Genomic DNA, 22,857 nt, shown 5'->3' on the forward strand with positions numbered 1-22,857 from the left:
CCCCAGTAGGAACGCCACTTGCTTATTTCAGGTTTTAGATGCATTGATGGAGCCTCATGATTAATTCTCTCGATTTTGCCCGCCACGGCGACAAACAAAACTCCGCCTTTTTTGAAGAGTATTTGCAAAAGCTGCTCGAAGAGCGCGACCAGCTCGGGCTGACCGACATGATTCAGGAAATCGATGCGCTGATGATTACGGTAGACCCTGATCATTCGATCCAGTACATCGCCGAACTGTCTTTAATGACCTCTTACCATTATCTGGTGACACTGGAGAGTGAGAAGCACTGGACGCATATTCTGCGCATAGACCTCGACTCACCGGATTTACTGGTCCGAGAGGTGAAAGACCCTAACTTCAGGGGGATTTTCCGCGCACTCAACGAGATCTATCCTGTTGGGGCGCGCAAACCAAATAGCCGCTACATGGGTGAAATCATCCGCGTCACCAATATGCACGAGGTGGTGAAGTTACAGGAAGAACGCGAATTCCGCTTTTTTACCCAGGACGAAGTGCGCAAACTGGAATTGCCGGGCAATGTGGCGATCAGCAAACCTTCGCCCTACACTCATAATATCGTTGGCTATATGAAACGCGAGCCGGATGAATTACGCGTGTATGCGCTTGGTATCAGTACCATCCGCGCCGATGTGCAAGCCGCGTATGAAGAGGCTAAAAACCTGCAGGCCAAGCTTCGCATAGACGATTTGATTTTGCCGGTGGATCACCTGGCCACCCGCGTTTATAGCCAAAACCGTGAGGTGGCGATTCTCGAATACCTGTCCTGGTCCAGCTACTTTTTCTGGGGCGCCTATAACATCTGGGACCAAAACTCCTCCACCAATGTCACCAAGAGCGTGCATGGCTTCCCGGAAACCAAGAGCCCAGCCAAAGTGTTTACCGCCAACAATACGCCTTACTTTGTCAACCACCTGGAAAAACTGCCCTCGCCGACCGAAACCTTTGTGCGTAACTATGGCCCACGCTTGCACCATATCGCCTTATCCGTCAAAGATGGCACCCGGGACGGCAAGGAAAATATCGAATTTGTCGTCGATGCCATTGCCAGCCAGGGCAAAGGCTTTCTGCTCGATGTGATTGGCTCCAAGGAAGAAGGCCTGAAACAGATTTTCTCTAATGCCTCTGAACACTCCTCGCTGATTATTGAATATGTACAACGCTATGACGGCTTTGATGGCTTTTTCACCCGGGATAATGTGGCCAAGCTAACCGAAGCCGCCGGGGTGGAAGAAGGCGTGCTGGAGCAACAGGCAAGATTGAGTCAGCGCGCTGGGAAATAACTGACGTGCACAGGTTGATCTATACTTAGACTCTTTACGCTCAGGCTTTGACGCCTAGACCAAGGATTTTGTATGGATCACGCATTCTGGCACAGTCGCTGGCAAAGCCAGCAGATTGGCTTTCATCTCGACCAAGCCAACCCACTGCTGGTCAGCCACTTTCATCATCTGGCATTAACGGCCGGGCAGTGTATTTTTGTGCCCTTGTGCGGAAAATCGCTGGATATCCCCTGGCTGTTAGACCAAGGACTACAAGTGGTGGGCATAGAACTGAGCCCACTCGCGGTGAAAGCGTTGTTCCAAGAGCTGGCGCTGACGCCAGAAGTAGAAGAGATGGGGGCGATCACCTGTTACCGTGCAGGGCCACTGACTGTGTTTAATGGCGACTTTTTTGCCCTCAGCCAGACACAACTGAAGCAGGCGCAAGTAGGTCAGATAGATGCGGCCTATGACCGCGCCGCACTGGTGGCCCTGCCCGCTGACATGCGCCCACGCTACAGCCAGCATTTGACCGCCTTGACCGCACACGCCAAACAATTGCTGGTGAGTTTTGACTATGACCAATCACTACAAGCCGGACCACCGTTTAGTGTCGATTCCCAAGCAGTGCAACAACTGTACGGCAAGGACTTTAAATTAAGCCTGTTGGCCGATGTGCCGCTGGCGGGTGGCCTTAAGGGCAAATGCCCGGCACAAGAACAAGTCTGGTTGTTGCAGGCCTTATCGTAAAATGCTGCTAATGATTGAATAATTAAATATCAAGACATACTAAAGTAATATGAGTCTTTGGCGAACCTCCAGATTGTATGTACTACCATTTTTATGTTTTTTTTCTTTCATCCTACATGCAGAAGAGGATAGTAACTGGTGTAATACTGCCAATACAGATTATGTTATTGAATGGGATGTAACAAACTCAAAAGATTTATTCGAAAGAACTTTGCTGGTAAAAAATAAATCATCCGGCAATATTTTTGCCACTTTAAATGGTGAAGCTAGTCCCACTCCGGAAATTAGCCAGAGTTTTTATCTTGATGATTATAACTTTGATGGATGCCAAGATATTTCATGGGTAAGCGGAATGAATGCAAGAGGCGATGTCACTTATACGGTTTTTTTATACAGTCAACACACCCGCAAATTTATTTATTCTGACGACCTGTCAGCAATATCCAATCTGAAAATTAGCCAACAGCCTAATTGCTTGTCTGAATCTGAGGCGAATACCTATGAAGACTTTTATGGTGGCACTAGCTCAACTTATTGTTGGATCAAAGGTAAACTTGTGGAGACAGAACGCTCTGAATTATCACTAGACTCTGAACACAAATGCGCAAAATTTCGACAATTTAGGCTTAATAATGATGGTTTTTTAAGTCTCACCGGGGAGTCTTGTGAGCGTTTTGTGCCCTAGCTGATTCGAAAGCTTCACGTCAAACAATTTATGAACGTCTCGTGATTCTGATGCCAGTGCTGCAAGCTTTCCACCACATGAAACGCCTGTGCCCGCACCAGATCGCCCGGTTGTTTTAAATCAGGCACAACAATCACGCGCAAGCCTGCGGCAATAGCGGCTTGTGCGCCGAGCTCACTGTCTTCAAACGCAATGCATTCGTCCGCTTGCAAGCCCAGTTTTTCCAGGGCCAGCAGGTAGATGTCCGGGTTGGGCTTTCCGCGCTGGACCTCCTGGCCACTAGTGACGTGGTCAAAGTAATCCAGCACGCCCGTATGGCTCAGACGGTGGGTAATATGCGGGATGGGTGAAGAAGAAGCGACACTGCAGGTGATACCTGCGTCACGGTAAAACTGTAATAGCTCAAGCACACCCGTTTTGAGCGGGAACACATGGTTGCGTGCATCAAGATAGGTGTTCAGGCCAGCAATCACCTGCTGCATATGATGTTCGCCGTTGAGTTGCTCTGCCATGATCCGGCTGGAGTCTGACCAGATCCGCCCCACCAGTTGCACATATTGCTGCTCGGTATAGGTAATGCCTATGCTGGCGGCGGCTTCAATACAACCTTGCATGATGATACGTTCAGAATCGATCAGCAGACCGTCCATGTCAAAAATTGCGGCTTTAATCACTGGCAAACCCGTTAGGCGAACAAAGCGTTATTTTATCGCGTCTTTGCAGGTGGGATCACAGGAATATCACGCTTGCTCGGCGTAGGCCAACGGCGTGACGGTGACACTGACCTTGAGTTGTTGCTGACCGCCGCCCAGCACCACGCCGCGCATAGGTGAGACATCACCAAAATCGCGGCCCCAGGCCACGGTAATGTGCTCTTGCTGGACCAGACAATTATTGGTCGGATCAAAGTCTACCCAGCCATAGACCGGGCAATAGACAGATACCCAGGCGTGCGATGCATCGGCGCCGACCAGGCGCGGCTGGCCTGCGGGTGGATGGGTAAGGATATAACCGCTGACATAACGGCAGGCCAAACCGATAGAGCGTAGCGCGCCTATCATCAGATGGGCAAAGTCCTGACACACACCGCGGCGGCCTTTGAGCACCGTATCCAGCGGGGTAGAGACATCGGTGGCTTGTGGGTCAAATTCAAACTCGGTATAAATTTTTTGCGTCAGCGCCATGGCGGCTTCTAGCAACGGTCGCTGCGGGGTAAAGCAGCTCAAAGCGAAACTGGCCAGCGCTTCGCTACAGGTCACGCGCCTGGTGGCATACACATAGGGCGCAGCATCCAGGTGGTGTGTGTCCTGATCTTTTAACAAAGTCTGCACCTGCTCCCAGGGCGGGCTTTGCACAAGCTCAGCCATCTTTGGCCGTGGCTGGATATCGACCTGGAATCTGGAGGTGACTTCGAGTGACTGGTGCGGTGTCAGTAGCGTGAAGTAGTCATTGTGATTGCCGAAGAAATCCAGCCGCCGCGACTGTTCCGCCGGCTGCGGCTCACAGGCCAGCGTATAAGAAACGCATTGCTGAAACGCGGTTTGCCGGGGCATTAAATGCAGTAATTGCTGCGATTGAATCACAGGCACATCGTAGCGATAAATGGTTTGGTGTTCGACCTGATAGCGCATGCGTGTCCTTAATGCCCAGAGATGACGACCGGACTGGCATAGCTGAAAAAGCGCAGGCTGAGGCGGTCAGACAGCGTTAAAGTCACCTCGTAGGTGTGATTGAGCCAGGCTGACAACTCTGGACTGCCTTGCATAAAGCAGGTGTCCGGGTCCAGTTGCAACAAGGCTTGCCAGCAGGCTTTCAGCTCGGCGGCAATGCCGCCTGCATTATCATGGGCATCCATCTCTTCGAGATATTTCACCAAGCCCTTGATTTGAAAAACGATGGCATTGGGATTATTGCCATCCATCAACAGTAAATCCAGCACAGGCAACCATTCGGGTTGCGAGGCGTAGCGGGCACGGTAAGTGACCAGGTTATTGGTCACTTGTAGCAACCACTCAAGATTACTATGTTGTGGCATTTGCAAGGCACGGCTTAATAACACACACATAAACTGCAAGCGCTCAATCCGCCGTCCGAGCGACATAAACCGCCAGCCCAGATCACGCGTCATCCAGTCCATGGCAAAGCCGGTCAAGGTGACAAAATGATTCACGGCCTGCTCGATATACGACATCGCATCCTGCAAGGTGGCATGCGCGTGCCGGGTAATAAACTGCCGTGACAATACGTTCACGGTCCGCCAGTGGTCATTGGAGATGCGCTCACGCAGGTTGAACGCCTGTTGATACAACTGCTGCACGCTGGTGGCCAGACTGCCGGACTGCTGCGAGAACACGGCCTGTACCAGCAACGGCTCAATATCATCATCACTGTACGGTTGCCATTTCGCCCATTCTTCATCATCTTTAGGCGAGGGCAACAGGTCAAACCACTGACACAAGCCCTGCATGGTCGGCCACTCGCCTTCGCGCGACTCCGGCGTGTATTCGAGCAAGGCGCGCAAGGTGGCGCGTAACATCATGGCTTTTTGCAGGTTGCGCACGGAATAGCGGCCATACCAGAACATGTTTTCTGCCATACGGCTGGAGAGCGAGGTATTTTCACGCACTAGGTCCTGACTGGAGGTGGTTTTGCGCAACAAACTGAACGCCGACTGCGTAAACTCCGAAAGTACCCAGGTGTCTTTGCTGGTGCCGCCACGCTGCATGGTCACCACGCGGCTATCTTTGCCGCTGGCGACGCGGGAAAGGCCGCCTGGCATCACCGCATAGCCATTGGGGGTGGCAAAGGCATAGACACGCAAACTCACTGCCAAGCTGCCCATTTGTGGCTGGTGATGATGATTGCTCAGCACAGGCGCATGTGAAATATCCACTTGTTCCTGGGCAATATAATGGCCGGGCTGCGCACGCAGCTTGGCAATCAGCGCCTCTTTTTGCGTGGCATTGAGATCCTCACCAAAAATGGGCGAAGATTGCATTTGCGGGTAAGCCGGTTTGATCACCAGATCATCCAGATGCTGGATCACATATTCAAGCGCCGCAGATTCGCCACACCACCAGGTCGCTACCGAAGGCATGTGCAACGACTCACCTAGCAGCGACTGGCACAAGTTGGGCAAAAAGCCCAGCAAAGCCCCAGATTGCAACAAGTTGGCGCCCAGCGCATTGGCAATCAGCACATTGCCCAGTCGGGCGGCCTGGGTCAACCCGGCCACGCCTAACAGCGACTCGGCGTTGAGTTCCAGCGGGTCACAATAATCATCGTCAATGCGGCGCAAAATGGCGTGCACAGGCTTGAGCCCGGCAATGGTTTTGAGCCAGACCACGCCGTTGCGCACCGTCAGGTCGTTGCCTTGCACCAGAGGATAGCCCAGATAACCAGCTAAAAATGACTGCTCGTGGTAGGTTTCGTTATACGGTCCTGGTGTCAAAATCACCACCAGTGGCGGCTCCCCCTGACTCAGTGGGGCAATGCCAGGGACAGTCTGTGCCTGATTTTGTGCAACGCGGTGCCCCCAATGTGCCAGACTGTCACGCATGCTGGCAAAAAAGCCGCTCAAGCGCTCAATATTGAGGTCGCGGAACATTTCGGGGAACACACTGGAAATAATAGTGCGGTTTTCCAGCGCATAACCAGCTCCGGTGGGCGACTGGGTCCGGTCAGACACCACCCACCACTGCCCGTTGGGCGAGCGCGCAATATCCACGGCATAGTTATGCAGGGCAATATTGTCGTAATGCGGGATGCCGACACAAGACGGCAAAAAGCCGTTATGACCGTAAATCAGCGCCGGCGGCAGTTGACCACTGGCAAACAGGCGCTGTTCACCATATACGTCCAGTAACACCTGATTGAGCAAGGTGGCACGCTGCGCCACGGCAGCAGCGATATGCTGCCATTCGTGCGAGGGGATAATCAGCGGCAAGACATCCAGATCCCACGGCCGCTGCACGCCGTGCGTGTCTGCATAGACGTTATACGTCACGCCATTATCACGAATCTGGCGCTGCACAGCCTCCATGCGCTTGCGCATGACGGCAGGCTCTTCACTCTCCAGCTGAGAAACCAGGGCCTGCCAGTGCGGACGTGGCTGGCCCCTGCCATCCAACAGTTCGTTATAGCGGTCAGAAAAATAAAGTTGATTAAGCACTGGTTGCATGCGTGGTTAGGCGAAGATCATGGTGCGACTCAAACGCGCGGCCTCTTAAACAAGACCTTGAGTGTAACAGGATGTTCACACATTCGGCTGCCATCGCAGGTCCAGCGTAAATGGAAAACGTGGATTCGGTGGTTCTTTTACCACAGTCACCTTGCCCGCCGTATGGCCATGCGCCCAGAATCGTGCAAAACGCCGTGCCTCAGCTTCATTAGCATTCACCGGGAACGTATTGTAATTGCGCCCCCCCGGGTGCGAGACATGGTAGGTGCATCCTCCCAGGGATTTTTCACTCCAGGTATCGACCAGATCAAACACCAGCGGCGCTTGCACCGGAATGGTCGGATGCAGCGCTGACCACGGACTCCAGGCACGGAAGCGAATGCCAGCCACATATTCCCCGGCATGGCCGGTTGGTTGCAGCGGCAAGGGTCGGCCATTACAGGTCACCACATGGCGGCCATCGGTCAGGCCCCGCACACGCAACTGCATGCGCTCGACGGAAGAGTCCACGTAACGCGCGGTGCCACCACCCGCCATTTCTTCACCCAGTACATTCCAAGGCTCTATGGCCTGGCGCAATTCCAACTCCACGCCATGATAGGCCGCGGTGCCATAGCGCGGAAAACGGAACTCGACAAAGGGCTCAAACCAGCGCTGTTCAAAGGCATAACCTGCATCGCGCAAATCGGCCACGACATCGGCGATGTCTTGCGTCACGAAGTGCGGCAACATCCAGCGGTCATGCAGCTCGGTGCCCCAGTGCACCAGTTTGCCGGTATATGGCGTTTTCCAGAAGCGGGCCACCAGCGCACGCAGTAACAGGCTTTGCAGCAAACTCATGCGCGCATGCGGCGGCATTTCAAAAGCACGGAATTCCACCAGCCCGAGGCGGCCAGTCGGGCCATCCGGCGAATAGAGTTTGTCGATGGAAAACTCCGAGCGGTGCGTGTTACCGGTTAAATCCACCAGCAAATTGCGCAGTAGCCGGTCAACCAGCCACGGCTGCTCGCTTTCTTTGCCTGCGGGTAAGGCTTGTTCCATCTGCTGAAAAGCAATCGCCAACTCATACAAATTGTCATCTCTGGCCTCATCCACGCGCGGTGCCTGACTGGTCGGGCCAATAAAGGTCCCTGAAAACAGATAAGACAAGGCGGGGTGATTTTGCCAGTAGGTAATCAGGCTACGTAATACATCCGGGCGCCGCAACATGGGGCTATCCGCCGGCGTTTCCCCACCCAGCGTGACATGGTTACCGCCACCGGTGCCGGTGTGGCGGCCGTCCAGCATGAATTTCTCAGTGCCGAGCCGACACAGACGCGCCTCGTCGTACAAGACGTTGATGTTTGTCACCAGCTCTTTCCAGGTTTTCGCCGGGTGGATATTCACTTCGATGACGCCGGGGTCCGGCGTCACGCTGAGCAACTTGAGCCTGCTGTCGCGCGGCGGGGGATACCCTTCCAGCCACAGCTTGAGTTTCAAATCGGCCGTAGTTTGCTCAATGGCACTTAGTAAATCCAGATAGTCTTCCAGTCGACTCACTGGCGGCATAAACACATACAGTCGGCCATTGCGCACCTGTACGCATAACGCGGTATGGACCACTTCCCGGGCCAGCGGCTGCACTGTTTTGTGCTTGATCCGCACCGTGGGTGATTTGGCGGTCGCCAACGCTGCCTGTGGCTCAAACGGGTCCAGGGGAAATTCTGGCTCCATCTCTGCAGGCAACTGCCATGGCAGCGAGGACAAGGGCAAGCGCAAGCCCATGGGCGAGTCACCACCCAGCAGATACAAATGTTCGCGGCGCAACGGCCACTTGCTGGTCAGCCATGCCCCGGCAGACTGGCTCTCGTCCGGCTTGAGCGGCATAACATAACCAACCACTTGCCCCAAGCCCTGGTTGAGCAAATCTGCCAGCCGTTTGCGCTCTGTCGCATCCTGCAAATCCAGCTTGAGCGGATCGAGATTCACCGGTAACTGCTGCTCTTGTTGCGCGAGACTCATCACATCTTCATATGCGGCAATCACACAAGCTTTGGGAAAGCCCAACATGTCGGCCAGATGCCGGGAAAAAGCTTCTGCCTGCGCTACGCCATAGCCGTCATTATGACCTTCGGCTGAAAACAGGCTGGCATCGCGCCACACCGGCTTGCCATCCGGGCGCCAGTAAATATTGATGGCCCAGCGCGGCAAAGGCTCACCGGGATACCACTTGCCCTGGCCATAATGCAAAAAGCCATCCGGGGCAAAGTGCGCTTTCAGACGCAAAGCCAGGTCACCGGCCAGCTGGCGCTTGTGATCTCCCAGTGCAAGAGTGTTCCATTGTGCGCCATCCATATCATCAATCGACACAAAAGTCGGTTCGCCGCCTTGCGTCAGCCGCACATCGTGCTTCTTGAGCTCAACATCCACCTTGTCACCCAGCTTGAGGATGGCCTGCCAGTCCGCTTCGCTGTAAGGCTTGGTCACGCGCGGGTCTTCGTGAATGCGCGTTACTGTCATCTCATGCGTGAACGTGACCTCGGCGATATCGGTAAAGCCAGTCACTGGCGCTGCCGAGGAAGGAATCGCCGTACACGCCAACGGAATATGCCCCTCTCCGGCCATCAGTCCAGAGGTAGGATCTAACCCAACCCATCCTGCGCCGGGAATAAACACCTCGGTCCAGGCATGCAAATCGGTAAAATCCTTGTCGGTGCCACTGGGGCCATCCAGCGCCGCAACGTCGGCCTTGAGCTGAATCAGGTAGCCGGAAACAAAGCGCGCGGCCAAGCCCAGGTGGCGCATGATTTGCACCAGCAACCAGGCGGAGTCCCGGCAAGACCCTGTGCGCTTCTGTAGAGACTCTTCCGGGGTTTGTATGCCCGGCTCCATGCGCACGGTATAGCCGATTTCAGCCTGCAAACGCTGATTGACGGCCACCAGAAAGTCGACAATGCCGACTTCGGGTTTGATCACGGCTTGCCGCATTTCCGTCATCCACGCCTGCAACAAGGGCCCGACCGGATCGGGCTGCAAATAGGCGGTCAGCTCGAACGCCTGCTGCGCGGTATAGTTAAAGGGGTAATGCTCGGCATATTTCTCGACAAAAAAATCAAATGGATTGATGACGGTCATATCTGCCACCAAATCGACCGTAAAGTCGAGCTCACGCACCATTTCGGGGAATACGTAACGGGCAATGTAGTTGCCGTAGGGGTCTTGCTGCCAATTGATAAAATGCTGTTCAGGATTAACCGTCAGCGAATACGACAAAATCGGCGTGCGCGCGTGGGCAGCGGGCTTGAGGCGGACTTCGTGTGGCGAAAGATTGACCAGGCGGTCAAATTGATAGCGGGTGCGGTGATGTAAAGCGACGCGTATAGCCACTGCTGATCCTCAATAATATTATGATTTTAAGCAGTGTGATGCAGGAAATATGCCAGCCACGCCAAAACCCAGCGCGTGGCGGCAATTAAACGCTAACCCTGATCGACTTACTTGCTGCCGCCTACCAGATTTTTGACCGCGCTCACCACATCGCCTGGCAGCACGACAATTTTGCTATTGTTGGAGTCGGCCATTTTTTGCATTGATTGAATATAACGGTCCCCCAGCAAAAAGGTGGCGGAGGTATTATTTTCCTTGACCGCCTCGGCAATCATTTTAATCGCCGCTGCTGAGGCTTGAGCCCCCACCATTTGCGCCTCTGCGTCTTTACGCGCGGCTTCCAGGCGGGCTTCGGCATTCAAGATCAAAGACTGCTTGGCGCCTTCGGCTTCTGTCACCACCGCCACACGCTCCCGCTCGGCCGCTGCCTGACGTTCCATCGCATCCTGCATATTTGCAGAGGGTTTGATGTCTTGAATCTCCACACTTTTCACGGTGAGACCCCAGTCCAGCGCCTCATCGGCAATCGCTTCTTTAAGCTCAGCCTTGATCCGGTCACGCGAGGTCAGCGCATGATTCAGGTCCATGCCACCGATGATAGAACGCAAACTGGTTTGTACCATATTGCGCATGGCTTCACGAAAGTTTTCGATGCCATAGACCGCACGCTCGATATTGGTCACTTTGATAAACGCCACCGCATTGGCCAGAATCACCGCGTTATCACGGGTGATCACCTCCTGCTCTGGGACATCGAGAATGATGTCTTTGGTAGTCACCTTGTAACTGACGTTACTGAATACCGGGTTGATCACATTGAGGCCTGGCTTGAGAATGCCGGCAAATTTACCGAGCCGCTCGACCACCCATTCTTCGCCCTGCGGCACAATACGTACCCCTTTCACGATGGCGATCACTACCAGTACGATGACAATGACACTGACTTCGGTCATAACGACTCCCCTCAATAATTAAAACGATTAACCGTGGTGGGCAGGCGCCACACGCAAGCTGTTGCCTTCCACGGCGACAATGATTGCCGCTTGTTGCACAGCCATGGTCGTATCGGCATAAGCTACCCATTCGCGGCTACCCAACACCCCTTGTGCAAACCGGATCTTGCCCGGTTGCATGGGAGAAATAGCCTCAATCACCACGCCTTCACGACCGATTTCCTCGCCCTGCGCCTGTCCAACCCGCAAGTCAGGCTTGCGTTTCTCCAGCTTGCGCATGATGGCCAAGGCCAGTGCCGCCAGCACGGCATAATTGAGGGCTTGCAAGGCTAATGACATCTCAGGCCAAAACAGGGTGAGCGCTGCCATTGCCAGTGCGGCAATGCCTAGCCATAACAAGTACAAGGTGCCGAGTAGCATTTCTGAGCATAACAGCACCAGGCCCAACCCGCACCACCACCATCCTGTCTGCATAACCCGCCCCCCCAAACCACGATGAATAAACGACCACGAATCTTTGAGCGCATGGTATCACTACTTGTGTCAAAATGGGGGAATGACTCAACCGCCTGTCCGCCTTACGCTTGCGACTGACCGCCGGGAACGGCTGGCACAAATCCGCACCTGCTTTCCGCAGGCCAGCGGACCAGATTTGGACGACCGCTGGCAAGGCGGCCGCGTCACGGCATTGCAGCGACTGGCGGCCATTGATGCCGATGCGTATCACCAGACCCGGAATCATCTGGATGGCGCAGCCACCCGGCTTTCGCCTTACTTGCGCCATGGCTGCCTGTCCTTGCAAGAGACGGTAAACAACGTCCGCCAAAGCGCTGGTAAGCGCGGTGTCAAATTGATTGCCGAGCTTAGCTACCGCGACTACTTCAGGCAAGTCTGGTACCGTTTTGGTGAGGCAATCAAACAACCCATGGAGTCACCTAAAGTGGCCCTGGGCACACAACCCTTGCCTGACTTTATTGCGCAGGGATTCACCGGGCTGGTATGCATGGATGAAATTGTGCGTCAGCTGCGACAAGAGGGTTACGTACACAACCATGCCCGCATGTGGTTTGCAGCCTATGTATTGCACTGGTTAAAAGTAGACTGGCGCCAGGCGGCAGACTGGTTTGAACAAAACCTGCTGGATGGTGACCTAGCTTCCAATCACCTCTCATGGCAATGGATAGGCGCCAGCTTTAGCCATAAACCTTATTTCTTCAACAAAGAGAATATCGTCAAATTCGGCGGCGGACACTGGTGCCAGCAATGTCCTGTGCGTTGCCCGTTTGATGCCAGCTACGAAACATTGCATCAACAATTGTTTGGCGCCCCTCCGCCGCAAACAGGTGATGAGGCTGCTGCCAGCCACAGCGCGTATTTGCCTGTGGAAATAACAGCGCAGCATTTGCCCCTTCGTGACGACAGTGCAGTGGTTTGGCTTCATGACGAAATGTTATCGCCAGAGCATGCTCTACTAAAGAGTAAGGCCCCTCGCGTCTTTGTATTTGACCCTGCACTTTATGGGCAATGGCCCCTGAAACGCCTGCAATTCATGGCCGATTGCCTGAGCGAAATCCCAGAGACAGACATATGGCTTGGCAGCACAGCAAAAGTACTGGCAAGCTATTCGCAGAGGCATATCATCAGCCAGAACACTCCGAACGCGCTGCTCAAAGCAGCGGCCGACGATGCACGACTTACTTGGCTACCAGAACCCAGCCTCTATGCCACCCACTTCAGCGACCATGAGCTGATGCGGTTTAGCCGCTACTGGAAAAAAGTTGAGCCGCTGGTGTTTGCCAACGACGATTAACGATTTTCAAACGATCCAGCCGCATAAGAAAAAGCCGCCCTGCAAAGGCGGCTTTTTACTCACAACAGCTCGATTAGCGCTGACGACGACGTTGCAACCAACCCATCAGAAACAGGCCAGAAATCAGCATCGAAACATTGGCTGGCTCAGGCACGGCACTGACGGACAATGCCTGGTTCACAAATTGACTGCCATTCAAGTCTGCATCGGTAAACTTGAACACGAAGAACTTGTTGTCCCCTGCGATGCCTGGCACAAAGTCATTATCATTGGCCACGTACAGGGTGTGATACAGCACGCCACCCTCCATGATGTCCTCGCCAAAAGTCATGCCTTCGAGCTTGGCAGGTATATTAGTATTGCTGATACCAGCATTCACAAGTGCTGTTTTCAGGTCAAGGAACAAGCTTTTTTGCACAGCATAGCTCTGCAGGTTATTTTGGCCACTGATGCCAGCACCACTGTTCAATGAGCCAATATCTACCGCTTGGTCACCCACGACGCCATCGCCATTTGCATCATTCAGGTCGATTTTGTAGATACGTTTCACATCCGCCTTGGAACCATCGCCCGCGCCCTTGCCATCACGCTCAAGCACAAAGAAGGTATGGTCATTGACCGCCAGAATCTCGCTGATGTTGTAGCTCTTGTTTTTATCAGAGAGGAAGTTGTCATAGACATACTGCTTGGTAGCACCCGTTTTCGTATCAATCGTCACGATACGGTTGGTACGACCACCATCGCCACCATCCTGAATCAGCGGGCTTTGCTCAAAGCCAACCAGTGTTTTGCCATCAGGCGTAATGGCCAGGCCTTCCATGCCTTTGTTGGCCACACGGCCGCTAGTATTGCCACTGATTTCATTCGCACCCTGGCTGCTCAAGTTTTGCGCAGTAAATGCAGAAGGCAAGTTGTAGACATTGGTTCTAGCGCCGGTCGCACGGTCAAACTGATAGACATAAGGGCCATATTCATCGCTGATATAAACGCTTTTGCCATCGTTAGAAACGCGGATGGCCTCTGGGTCGAAACGGCCATTATTCGAGTTGCTGGAGTTGGTACCCGCCAAAAAGTTATCTGAACGGCCATTGAAATAATATTTACCTGCATTTACCGTCGCGCCACTGCCCAATGTGTAGTTTTGGCCGCCCACGCTACCCGTGCCAGCAGCCCCGGTGCCGTAGTTAAGCGGCGTATTGCTGTATAACAGCGTGGTGCCAGTTAATGTCGGGGTCAGGTTATAACTGTAGCTCGTGCCATTGTAGGTTTGTTGCAAACTGAGGTTGAGCGTTTGAAAGCGCGAAATGTAAGAAGTGGTATTGTCTACCAGCGGGTTGTACTCGCTAGCATTCGGACCACGGTCTGGCAACGCCAGGAAAGTACTACCCCCCGCCCAAGCCAGGCCAGAACCCATGCCACCCAATACATTCTGATGATCCACACCGTTTTCCAGCATGCCAGTGAAACTGGACAAGTCCGTGGTCCCGGACAAACTGCCAATCGCGATCAATGAAGGGGTTGCATTTGCCAATGCAGGCAATGCCAGTGAAATCGCCACAGTCATGGCGGCTAATTTAAAAGTCATGTCAAAACTCCAGAATTAAAAAATTTTGACTAAATTAATCGCTGGCAGTGAATTTAATATGACAGGACTAGTGCTACGGGGACAGGTGCTCCAGAACAAGGGGGCGGCTGTGGTAAAATCCCGCGCATGACTACACAAACCAATACATCCAGCTCTACCCGCGAACTCGCTAAATCTTTTGATCCGAAAACCATTGAAAGCCAGTGGTATGCTTTTTGGGAAGGCAAAGGCTATTACGCCGCCGGCATGAACCCGGAGGTCAAAGATAATTTCTGCATTTTGCTGCCGCCTCCCAACGTGACCGGCACGCTGCACATGGGCCACGGTTTTAACCAGACCATCATGGATGCGCTGACCCGCTATCACCGTATGCGCGGGGATAACACCTTGTGGCAACCAGGCACCGACCACGCAGGCATTGCCACACAGATTGTGGTCGAGCGCCAGCTCGATGCGCAAGGCGTTTCCCGCCACGACCTCGGCCGTGAAAAATTCCTCGAAAAAGTCTGGGAATGGAAAGAATACTCAGGCGGCACCATCACCAAACAAATGCGCCGCCTCGGCACCTCGCCCGACTGGAGCCGTGAGCGTTTCACCATGGATGCCGGCCTCAACAAGGTCGTCACCGAGAGCTTTGTCCGTCTGTATAACGAAGGCCTGATTTACCGCGGCAAGCGCCTGGTGAACTGGGACGTGAAACTAGGCACTGCCGTTTCTGACCTAGAAGTCGTTCAGGAAGAAGAAGACGGCTCGATGTGGCATATCAACTATCCGCTGGCGGATGGTTCCGGCCATTTAACCGTAGCGACCACCCGCCCGGAAACCATGCTGGGTGATGTGGCGGTAATGGTGCACCCTGAGGATGAGCGTTATGCACATTTGATCGGTAAAAACGTGATTCTTCCATTGTGCAACCGCGAAATTCCGATTATCGCGGATGATTACGTGGATAAAGAGTTTGGTACGGGTGTGGTGAAAGTCACGCCTGCGCATGACTTTAATGACTATGCGGTGGGGCAGCGTCATAAGTTAGAAATGCATGTTGTTATTGGACTTGATGGCTTAATGCGAGCTTGTGCCGATATATACACGTATGATGGACTTCCAGTTGTAATGACAGATTTGCCATCAAAATATGCGACCTTGGATAGATTTCAAGCTCGCAAGTTAATTGTTGCTGACCTTGAAGAGCAAAACTATTTAATCAAAACAGAAAAACATAAGCTCAAAGTGCCACGCGGTGACCGCACCAATGTTGTGATTGAGCCTATGCTCACCGACCAATGGTTTGTTGCCATGAGCAAGCCTGGCAAAGATGGCAAGAGCATTACCGAAAAAGCGCTCGAAGTCGTTGCTAATGGTCAAATCAAGTTTTACCCTGAAAACTGGGTGAACACCTATAACCAATGGCTCAATAACATTCAAGACTGGTGTATTTCACGCCAATTATGGTGGGGGCATCAAATACCAGCTTGGTACGATAGTAATGGCGGTGTTTTTGTTGCTCACTCAGAAGAAGATGCAATAAAGCAATTTAAGTCGAAGTGTGAAAAACTTCTGGAGGCTGACCCAACTGATTCATATGCACTTGGCGGTCTCAAAGATCCAAAATTACATCTTACCCGTGATAACGACGTATTAGACACTTGGTATTCCTCTGCCTTATGGCCATTCTCAACCCTGGATTGGACCGGCGACGAGGCACTGGATGCGCAGAATCAGGCCTTGCAGCAATTCTTGCCGTCCTCAGTGCTGGTCACTGGGTTTGACATTATTTTCTTCTGGGTGGCCCGCATGGTCATGATGACCAAGCACCTGACCGGAAAAATTCCGTTCAAGCATGTCTATGTGCACGGCCTGATCCGCGATGCTGAAGGCCAAAAAATGTCTAAGTCCAAAGGCAATGTGCTGGACCCGATTGATTTGATTGATGGCATTGATCTGGAATCGCTGCTGAAAAAACGCACCACCGGCCTGATGAACCCCAAAGATGCGGAAAAAATCGAAAAACGCACCCGCAAGGAATTCCCCGAAGGCATTGCCGCCTACGGTACGGATGCTTTAAGGTTTACTTTTGCCAGCTTGGCCTCACCGGGACGTGACATCAAGTTTGACCTGCAACGCTGCGAAGGCTATCGCAACTTCTGCAACAAACTGTGGAACGCCACTCGCTTTGTGCTGATGAATACAGAAGGCAAAGACAATGGCTTTGGCGCCGAAAGTTGTGACGCGGGTGGCCGCAAGTTCAGCCAAGCCGACCGCTGGATTGTCAGCTTGTTGCAACGCACCGAAGCCGAAGTGGAACGCGCTTTTAACGACTACCGCTTTGACCTCGCTGCCAAGGCGATCTACGAGTTTGTCTGGGACCAGTATTGCGACTGGTATCTGGAAATTGCCAAAGTGCAGTTACAAGGTGGCACTGAAGCCGAACAGCGCGCGACCCGTCGTACCCTGTTAAGAGTGCTGGAAACCATCTTGCGGCTGGCACATCCGATTATTCCGTTTATCACCGAAGAGATCTGGCAGACGGTGGCGCCGATGACCGAACTCAAGGACAAGTCGCGTGGCACTGAGAGCATTATGTTGCAGGTCTACCCGAAAGCGGATCTGGAGAAAATCGACGAACAGGCCGAAGCCTGGGTAGCCACGCTCAAAACTGCAGTGGAAGCCTGCCGCAGTCTGCGTGGCGAAATGAGCATTTCACCTGCGGCCAAAGTGCCACTCATTGCCGCGGGCGATGCCGAGGCACTGACCGCCTATGCGCCTTACCTCAAGTCGCTGGCCAAGCTGGAAAATGTAGATATCGTCGCCGACCTGCCAGAAGCCGATGCACCTGTGATGCTGGCGGGTGACTTCAAATTGATGCTCAAGGTGGAAATTGATGTTGCCGCCGAGAAAGAGCGTTTAGGCAAAGAGATCGCCAGACTGCAAGGCGAAATCACCAAAGCCAATGGCAAACTGGGCAACGAAAGCTTTGTCGCCCGCGCCCCGGCAGCCGTGGTCGAGCAGGAAAAAGCCCGTCTGGCCGAGTTTAGTGCCAATCTGGAAAAACTGCAGGCGCAGCTGGCCAAACTCAGTTAATTGGCTCGTCGACATACCGCCTGAGTGCGAACAGCTTTGGCGGGTTGGACGTATCTGGGTAGATTAAACAATGAGATAAACCAATTGCTGTATTGGTGGTCTAGCTTGAAATGAACCCGTTAATTGTGAGCACGATCACACGATCTGTCTGCGCTTAGACACAATGGATTTGAGCACAAAAGGAAATATGGCTGACCTGCTTGAAAATGATCCCCGAGAGGTGCTGTGCAGTTGCAGCGGCACCACGCGTGGCCTGATTATCGAGTTGGTCAGGCAAGGCAAAGATCTGGATGGCATCTCGCGCTATTCTGGCGCGCTGTCAGGCTGCGCTGGCTGCGAATGGGAGATTACGGAACTGGTGGCGTCGTTACAGTCTCAGCCCACAGATTCCGCCTGACCACACACCGCGCAGGAAGGGTCTTTTTTGAGGCGTATGGTGCGCCATTCTGCACTGAGCGCATCCAGCAATAGCAACCTGCCTTTCATGGTCTGGCCCATATTGAGCAACACCTTAATGGCTTCAGCAGCTTGCGCTGTGCCTATCATACCCACCAGCGGAGCAAATACACCGTTGTCTGCACAACGCAACGCCTGGTCATCGCCGACGTCTGGATACAGGCAGTGGTAGCAAGGGCTGTCAGCATGGCGGAAATCAAACACACTCAATTGCCCTTCAAAGCGGATGGCCGCCCCCGAGACCAGAGGCTTTTTACTCTCAAAACAAAGCTGGTTGAGCAAGTAGCGCGTAGCAAAGTTATCCGAGCAATCAATCACGACATCTGCTGCCAAGACCCGTCCGGCAAGCGCCTCGTCATTGAGCCGTGTCGTTTCGACATGGACGTTGACTTCAGGATTGAGGGCCGCAATCGTGGCCTGGGCCGACAAGGCCTTGTTTTGCCCAACTGCTGCCGTGGTATGGATAATTTGACGTTGCAGATTGGTGAGGTCTACCTGATCAAAATCACAAATGGTCAGCGTGCCTACCCCGGCTGCGGCCAGATACATCGCCACCGGGGCCCCCAAGCCGCCAGCCCCCACGATCAGGGCATGACTTTGCGTGAGCTTTTCTTGCCCTGCATATTCAATTTGCGGCAACATGATGTGCCGACTGTAGCGTAACAACAAATTGTCTTGCATGTATTTTCCAATTATTCATGGCAGGCGTTGCGCTTGTACCATTTGCTGAATCAACACCTTGGGCGACAGCATGATCAGCCGGTCATCAAACACGGTCGTACCGGTTTGTTGTTGTGCCTGATCAACAAAGGCCAGGTCGCCATCTGCATTTTCACGCTCATCCGCGTGCTCGGGTGCGGGCATGGCATAGGCGCCGCCGCCAGACACGGATTGTATGCCACCCAGCCCGTTTTCGCCATGTGAAAGGATAATCGCCACCGGTCGGCTAGACCCGCTGGTGGCCGGGCCAGTCTCACTGCTGACTTGAATATTGCTGGCACCTTCGGCCGCGGCTACCGAGAACCACTGGCTGTGATGAGTAAACGTGCTGTCTGCGCGATAGCGAAAGAAACGGCCCCAGGCATCGGTGGCGACCACCCCTAATTGCTGCGATGGCAACCAACCCTCATCACTGGCGCAGGTCTGGTTGGATAATACATTTTCCCACCCATCGGGCGGCTGGTCGGTATCAGGACACGGCAGGTAATGATAAATCAGGGCATGGCCAAGCAAGGCCTGTTGCGCCGTATTCAGCCGCTGTTCGGTTTGCTGATACTTTTGCAATCCGTATTGCACCTTGAGGGGCGTCATGAGCCAGCCCATCATCAGGCTTAAAATCACCAAGGCGATCGCCATTTCAAGCAGGCTGAAGCCATACAGGGTGGATTGCGGTCGAGGAGAATATGCAGTCATGCCCTTCATCTGGCGATTTGCTCCAGTTGATCATTGCTGGGTGCATCCCATGCGGTGACGCCAGTCAGACCCAGCGCAGCGACTGTCGACATCTCGATAAAATTGGCATACTCACTTTTTTGCGTAGCCGTCTGTCGTAATTGCCCGGCTAACATCTCGCCGGACACAATTAAGAGCACTTGCGAGGACCGCGGCAGATAAAACACCTGCTCCCGCCAGCCATTTTGCTGAAACCAGTGATGCATGGCCTGACCATCCAGCGTGGCTTGATTTGCAAGTGGGCCATGCAGGTCGCCATCGACCGGCAAGCGGCCCAGCGTCGTTGTTTGAGCAGACATACATTGCCCAGCTTGCAATGATTGTGCACCTAAACAACTCGCGTCTGAAATGGATGCTGGCACAGGTAAAGGCGCACATGGCCTGGACGTGCAAGTAAATGCTCGCTTAAGCTCTGATAACACCTGCTTTTGCATGACTTGATGCATGCGACTTGCCGAGATTGGCCAGACCACGTCATTAAATTGTGTAGTCGGAGGCGACATGACAAAGCCGTGATCGCTGTGCTCTGTCGGGTTGGCATTATCCAAGGTCCCATCACTATCCAGATACTCCTTAGCACCATCGTCAGGCTGCAAGCGGCGTTGCTGCCAGCCATCCTGCCTCAACAGCGGCTGCATGGGAGCAATTACCACAGCCACAACGCCATTGCCCACACTTGCATCCCAAGTCGGCCCATTGTTGGCCATCACGCTCCAGCTGCCCTGCGTGTCCAGATTCAAAGGACGCAGGCGCGGATTATTTTTATAGCGCTCTGACACTGCGTACCACAAGCGCTCGCCACTGCCATCACGCAAGTCGCCTAAACCCAGTGTTTTCCAGGGTAACCTGCCCAAGCGGGCGGAGTTACTGCATGAGGTTTCGGCAATGCCGTCGTTATTGCGGTCTGGGCAAGGCAAATCGCCCGGGCGAGGGCAATTCAACTCACAAGGCGTGCTGCCCAAGGGTTGCTGCGCATAGGCAAGCAAGGCCTGCTCGGCCTTGGCCAAGGCCGTCATGGTTTTGTGCAACGACGCCTGACTGGAAAACTCACGGCCCACCAAGGGATAAACCAGCATGCCCGCCATGCCGGACAACAGCAGCAAAAGCGCCCAGATCGCAATTCCTCTTTGAAAATGTGAATAAACAATCATGGCTGTACAGATGACGGATTGGGAAACACGTCAGGGAAATTAAACAGATGAAGCTCACATTGCGCATCAATCTGAACAAATGAAGGCGTCACTGTCCAGACACAATGATGGACTTTAATCGCACCTGCATATTGTTTGGCCAACGCTTGTAACCATGCCAGCATATCTGCTTCATGCTTGACCGACCATGCGAGCTGTAGACGGCTAAGCATCACTTTGATGTCGGCTTGCTGGCCAGAAGATGCTTGCGGCAAACACAGGGCAAGGTCACAAGGAGTGGTCGGCAAGAACTCATAGCGAAGATGACTCAAGCCAGATGCCTGTTGCATTTCGGCAAGGGACTTTTCCCATGCAGGCACATTCAAGGGCGACATCACCCCGATGTTTTGCCATTGCTCGCGAAGCGCCAAATAGGTAGCGATCTCTGCAGCAAAATGCTGCTGATAAGCCGCTTGTTGTTGGCGTTGCTGCCACTGTGCCTCTAGTTGAGACAAGACTTGTTCGGCTTCTTCACGTCTTTGATACTGCAACAGGGTACACACCACTAACAAGCTCATCACGCCTAACCAAAACAAGAAGGTTTGTTTTAATGGCGCCCACACTTGCAGAACCATCACCACCCCTCCTGTTGCACGGCTGCCCAAGTCAGCGTGAGCATCGGCTGCAACCCCAGCATGGCTAGCGGATCTGTACTGCCCTGGCGACCATTCGTCGTGCTTTGCTGACTGGAGTTCTCTGTTTGCAGCTGCTTGACTGATGGCAACTGATTTAAACGCTGCATCAACTGTTGCCATTCAAGTACGGCACGCGTGTGCTGACTTGTTTCTCGTTGTTGAAAAGTCATTTTCAACAACTGAGTTTGATGCGCATCAGGGTCTGCTGATTCAGGAGGCTCTGCCTGCCATTCGAGTCGGATCAGTTGCCAATCACGCAAACCACTGAGTATCGGCTGCAAGTCATGCAAGGCTTGATCGGGCAATCGGGCGGAGGCGCTGATCGCTTGCATCGTGCGGGTTAAGGCATGAATCGCTGGCAATTGTTCAGCGCGCAGTCCCCCGGCGAATGGCATCGCCTCTGGCTCATCCAGCTGGGCCTTGACCAGCCCGGCTTGCGTATTCAGTTGCTGAGTTGCCAGCGCATTGAAGCCGGCTAGCAGCGCCAATAGCAACGCAAGCCCCACGCCTGCCACGTGGATATTTCGTTGTAACCGCTTGAGTTTCTCTGGCAAGAGACTGGCCTCAGGGGCCAAGTTAGGGAGCACCTGGTCTGCCAATATCGCATGCATGGCGACCCACTCGACCGCGCGGAGACCGGTAGGGAGCGAGCCTTGACCCACGGCCGCAATGAGCGCGGCCTCAGTCAGAGGTTGATATTGAAAAGGGGCGGGTAAGGTGAGCCTCTCAGCCTGCTGTATTTCTGCGATGATGCAAAACACCGGCAGACTTGCAGATTCGGATAAGCCAAACTGGCTGAACAGCTCACGATGCAACTGAGTCAGCGCCGGGATCACAGAAGCCACATCCTGCATCCCTTGTGTTGGCATTGAAAGGCGGCGCCTTAAACACAACCGTTGATGCTTGAAATAACTCAAGCACAGGGTCGTGTGCTCCGCGTGCACACAGATGCAATCACTCAGGCGTTGAGCGTTTGCAGGCAAGCAATATGGCAACAATATTGCTTGCGTATAAATGCCTTGCAGGCTGAGTGCTGCCGCTTGCAGCGCGTGCAAGCAGTGAATCAGTGGTGGGGAAAACAGCCCGGCAAACAAAAAGCGGTTTTCTAAACGGCTCGTCTTGATCGTTTCCAGTAGAAAGGCGGTATGCAAGCCTTGTGCATGTGGCCAAGCCGCCAGCTTGCGCTTGAGTAGTGCACGACCAGCCGCCCCTCGCACCACAGGCATCAGCTCAAGGTGATAGTGCTCCTCTGGCAGATCGGTTAACACCGCCACACGCGCGCCTGGGAAAGTTTGCAGCCACTCTAACATGGCCGCTAGCCCTGCCTCATCCGGACCAAATGAACGCAGCTCGCAATACTGATTGCGCTTAAATAAGACCAGCCGCCATGCTTGCGCATCGATCAGGAGAATGAAACGCTGGCCGGACATC

18 protein-coding genes are annotated in these 22,857 nt (G+C 53.6%); 6 read left to right on the forward strand and 12 right to left on the reverse strand.

The window, feature by feature from the left end; genetic code table 11:
- Positions 1-56 precede the first annotated feature (56 nt).
- From ACT53D_RS10115 to ACT53D_RS10125, 3 genes are all read left to right on the forward strand, one after another.
- Positions 57-1,304: a hypothetical protein gene (locus ACT53D_RS10115; RefSeq protein ID WP_194748963.1), complete on the forward strand. Its 1,248-nt coding sequence runs from the start codon at positions 57-59 to the stop codon at positions 1,302-1,304.
- A gap of 72 nt (positions 1,305-1,376) precedes the next feature.
- Positions 1,377-2,033 (forward strand): thiopurine S-methyltransferase, encoded by a 657-nt coding sequence (gene tmpT, locus ACT53D_RS10120; RefSeq protein WP_476156009.1) that lies wholly within the window; start codon positions 1,377-1,379, stop codon positions 2,031-2,033.
- Between the two features lie 73 nt (positions 2,034-2,106).
- Positions 2,107-2,718: an XAC2610-related protein gene (locus tag ACT53D_RS10125; RefSeq protein WP_476156011.1), complete on the forward strand. Its 612-nt coding sequence runs from the start codon at positions 2,107-2,109 to the stop codon at positions 2,716-2,718.
- Between the two features lie 14 nt (positions 2,719-2,732).
- Here ACT53D_RS10125 and ACT53D_RS10130 read toward each other — a convergent pair whose 3' ends face one another.
- From ACT53D_RS10130 to ACT53D_RS10155, 6 genes are all read right to left on the reverse strand, one after another.
- The gene (locus ACT53D_RS10130; RefSeq protein ID WP_476156013.1) at positions 2,733-3,392 is read right to left on the reverse strand and encodes an HAD family hydrolase; all 660 of its coding nucleotides are present in this window, start codon (positions 3,390-3,392) and stop codon (positions 2,733-2,735) included.
- Between the two features lie 66 nt (positions 3,393-3,458).
- Positions 3,459-4,349, reverse strand: a complete 891-nt coding sequence (locus tag ACT53D_RS10135) for a transglutaminase family protein (RefSeq protein WP_338655763.1) — start codon at positions 4,347-4,349, stop codon at positions 3,459-3,461.
- Between the two features lie 8 nt (positions 4,350-4,357).
- A complete protein-coding gene (locus ACT53D_RS10140) occupies positions 4,358-6,898 on the reverse strand; it encodes a circularly permuted type 2 ATP-grasp protein (protein ID WP_476156015.1) in 2,541 nt (846 codons plus the stop codon).
- Between the two features lie 75 nt (positions 6,899-6,973).
- Positions 6,974-10,264: a transglutaminase family protein gene (locus ACT53D_RS10145; protein WP_476156017.1), complete on the reverse strand. Its 3,291-nt coding sequence runs from the start codon at positions 10,262-10,264 to the stop codon at positions 6,974-6,976.
- A gap of 107 nt (positions 10,265-10,371) precedes the next feature.
- Positions 10,372-11,217 carry an SPFH domain-containing protein gene (locus ACT53D_RS10150; RefSeq protein WP_194748970.1) on the reverse strand — a complete coding sequence of 282 codons (846 nt, stop codon included), beginning with the start codon at positions 11,215-11,217 and terminating at the stop codon, positions 10,372-10,374.
- Positions 11,218-11,244: 27 nt separating this feature from the next.
- The gene (locus ACT53D_RS10155) at positions 11,245-11,691 is read right to left on the reverse strand and encodes an NfeD family protein (RefSeq protein ID WP_476156019.1); all 447 of its coding nucleotides are present in this window, start codon (positions 11,689-11,691) and stop codon (positions 11,245-11,247) included.
- An 82-nt stretch (positions 11,692-11,773) separates the two neighbouring features.
- On the opposite strand from ACT53D_RS10155, the gene ACT53D_RS10160 reads away from it, so the two are divergent.
- Complete coding sequence (locus tag ACT53D_RS10160) at positions 11,774-13,027, forward strand: FAD-binding domain-containing protein (protein WP_476156021.1); 1,254 nt, start codon at positions 11,774-11,776, stop codon at positions 13,025-13,027.
- Positions 13,028-13,100: 73 nt separating this feature from the next.
- Here ACT53D_RS10160 and ACT53D_RS10165 read toward each other — a convergent pair whose 3' ends face one another.
- Positions 13,101-14,612 (reverse strand): esterase-like activity of phytase family protein, encoded by a 1,512-nt coding sequence (locus ACT53D_RS10165; protein WP_476156023.1) that lies wholly within the window; start codon positions 14,610-14,612, stop codon positions 13,101-13,103.
- Between the two features lie 126 nt (positions 14,613-14,738).
- On the opposite strand from ACT53D_RS10165, the gene ACT53D_RS10170 reads away from it, so the two are divergent.
- Both ACT53D_RS10170 and ACT53D_RS10175 read left to right on the forward strand, forming a co-directional pair.
- Entirely contained in the window at positions 14,739-17,693 is a 2,955-nt protein-coding gene (locus tag ACT53D_RS10170; protein ID WP_476156025.1) for a valine--tRNA ligase, read from the forward strand.
- A 187-nt stretch (positions 17,694-17,880) separates the two neighbouring features.
- A complete protein-coding gene (locus tag ACT53D_RS10175; RefSeq protein WP_194748975.1) occupies positions 17,881-18,090 on the forward strand; it encodes a (2Fe-2S)-binding protein in 210 nt (69 codons plus the stop codon).
- Here ACT53D_RS10175 and ACT53D_RS10180 read toward each other — a convergent pair.
- The 5 genes from ACT53D_RS10180 to ACT53D_RS10200 are packed head-to-tail and all read right to left on the reverse strand — an operon-like array spanning position 18,069 to position 22,856.
- Positions 18,069-18,830, reverse strand: coding sequence for a HesA/MoeB/ThiF family protein (locus ACT53D_RS10180; RefSeq protein WP_476156027.1), 762 nt, complete (start codon positions 18,828-18,830; stop codon positions 18,069-18,071). The two genes, ACT53D_RS10175 and ACT53D_RS10180, sit on opposite strands and share 22 nt — an antisense overlap.
- Before the next feature lie 15 nt (positions 18,831-18,845).
- Positions 18,846-19,562, reverse strand: coding sequence for a type II secretion system protein (locus tag ACT53D_RS10185; protein ID WP_476156029.1), 717 nt, complete (start codon positions 19,560-19,562; stop codon positions 18,846-18,848).
- Between the two features lie 5 nt (positions 19,563-19,567).
- Positions 19,568-20,752 (reverse strand): hypothetical protein, encoded by a 1,185-nt coding sequence (locus tag ACT53D_RS10190; RefSeq protein WP_476156031.1) that lies wholly within the window; start codon positions 20,750-20,752, stop codon positions 19,568-19,570.
- Positions 20,749-21,369: a hypothetical protein gene (locus tag ACT53D_RS10195; RefSeq protein WP_476156033.1), complete on the reverse strand. Its 621-nt coding sequence runs from the start codon at positions 21,367-21,369 to the stop codon at positions 20,749-20,751. Before ACT53D_RS10195 ends, ACT53D_RS10190 begins: the two co-directional genes overlap by 4 nt.
- Positions 21,366-22,856, reverse strand: a complete 1,491-nt coding sequence (locus tag ACT53D_RS10200; protein WP_476156035.1) for a hypothetical protein — start codon at positions 22,854-22,856, stop codon at positions 21,366-21,368. Before ACT53D_RS10200 ends, ACT53D_RS10195 begins: the two co-directional genes overlap by 4 nt.
- Position 22,857: the final 1 nt, after the last annotated feature.

The organism is Methylophilus sp. DMC16, from assembly GCF_056314045.1.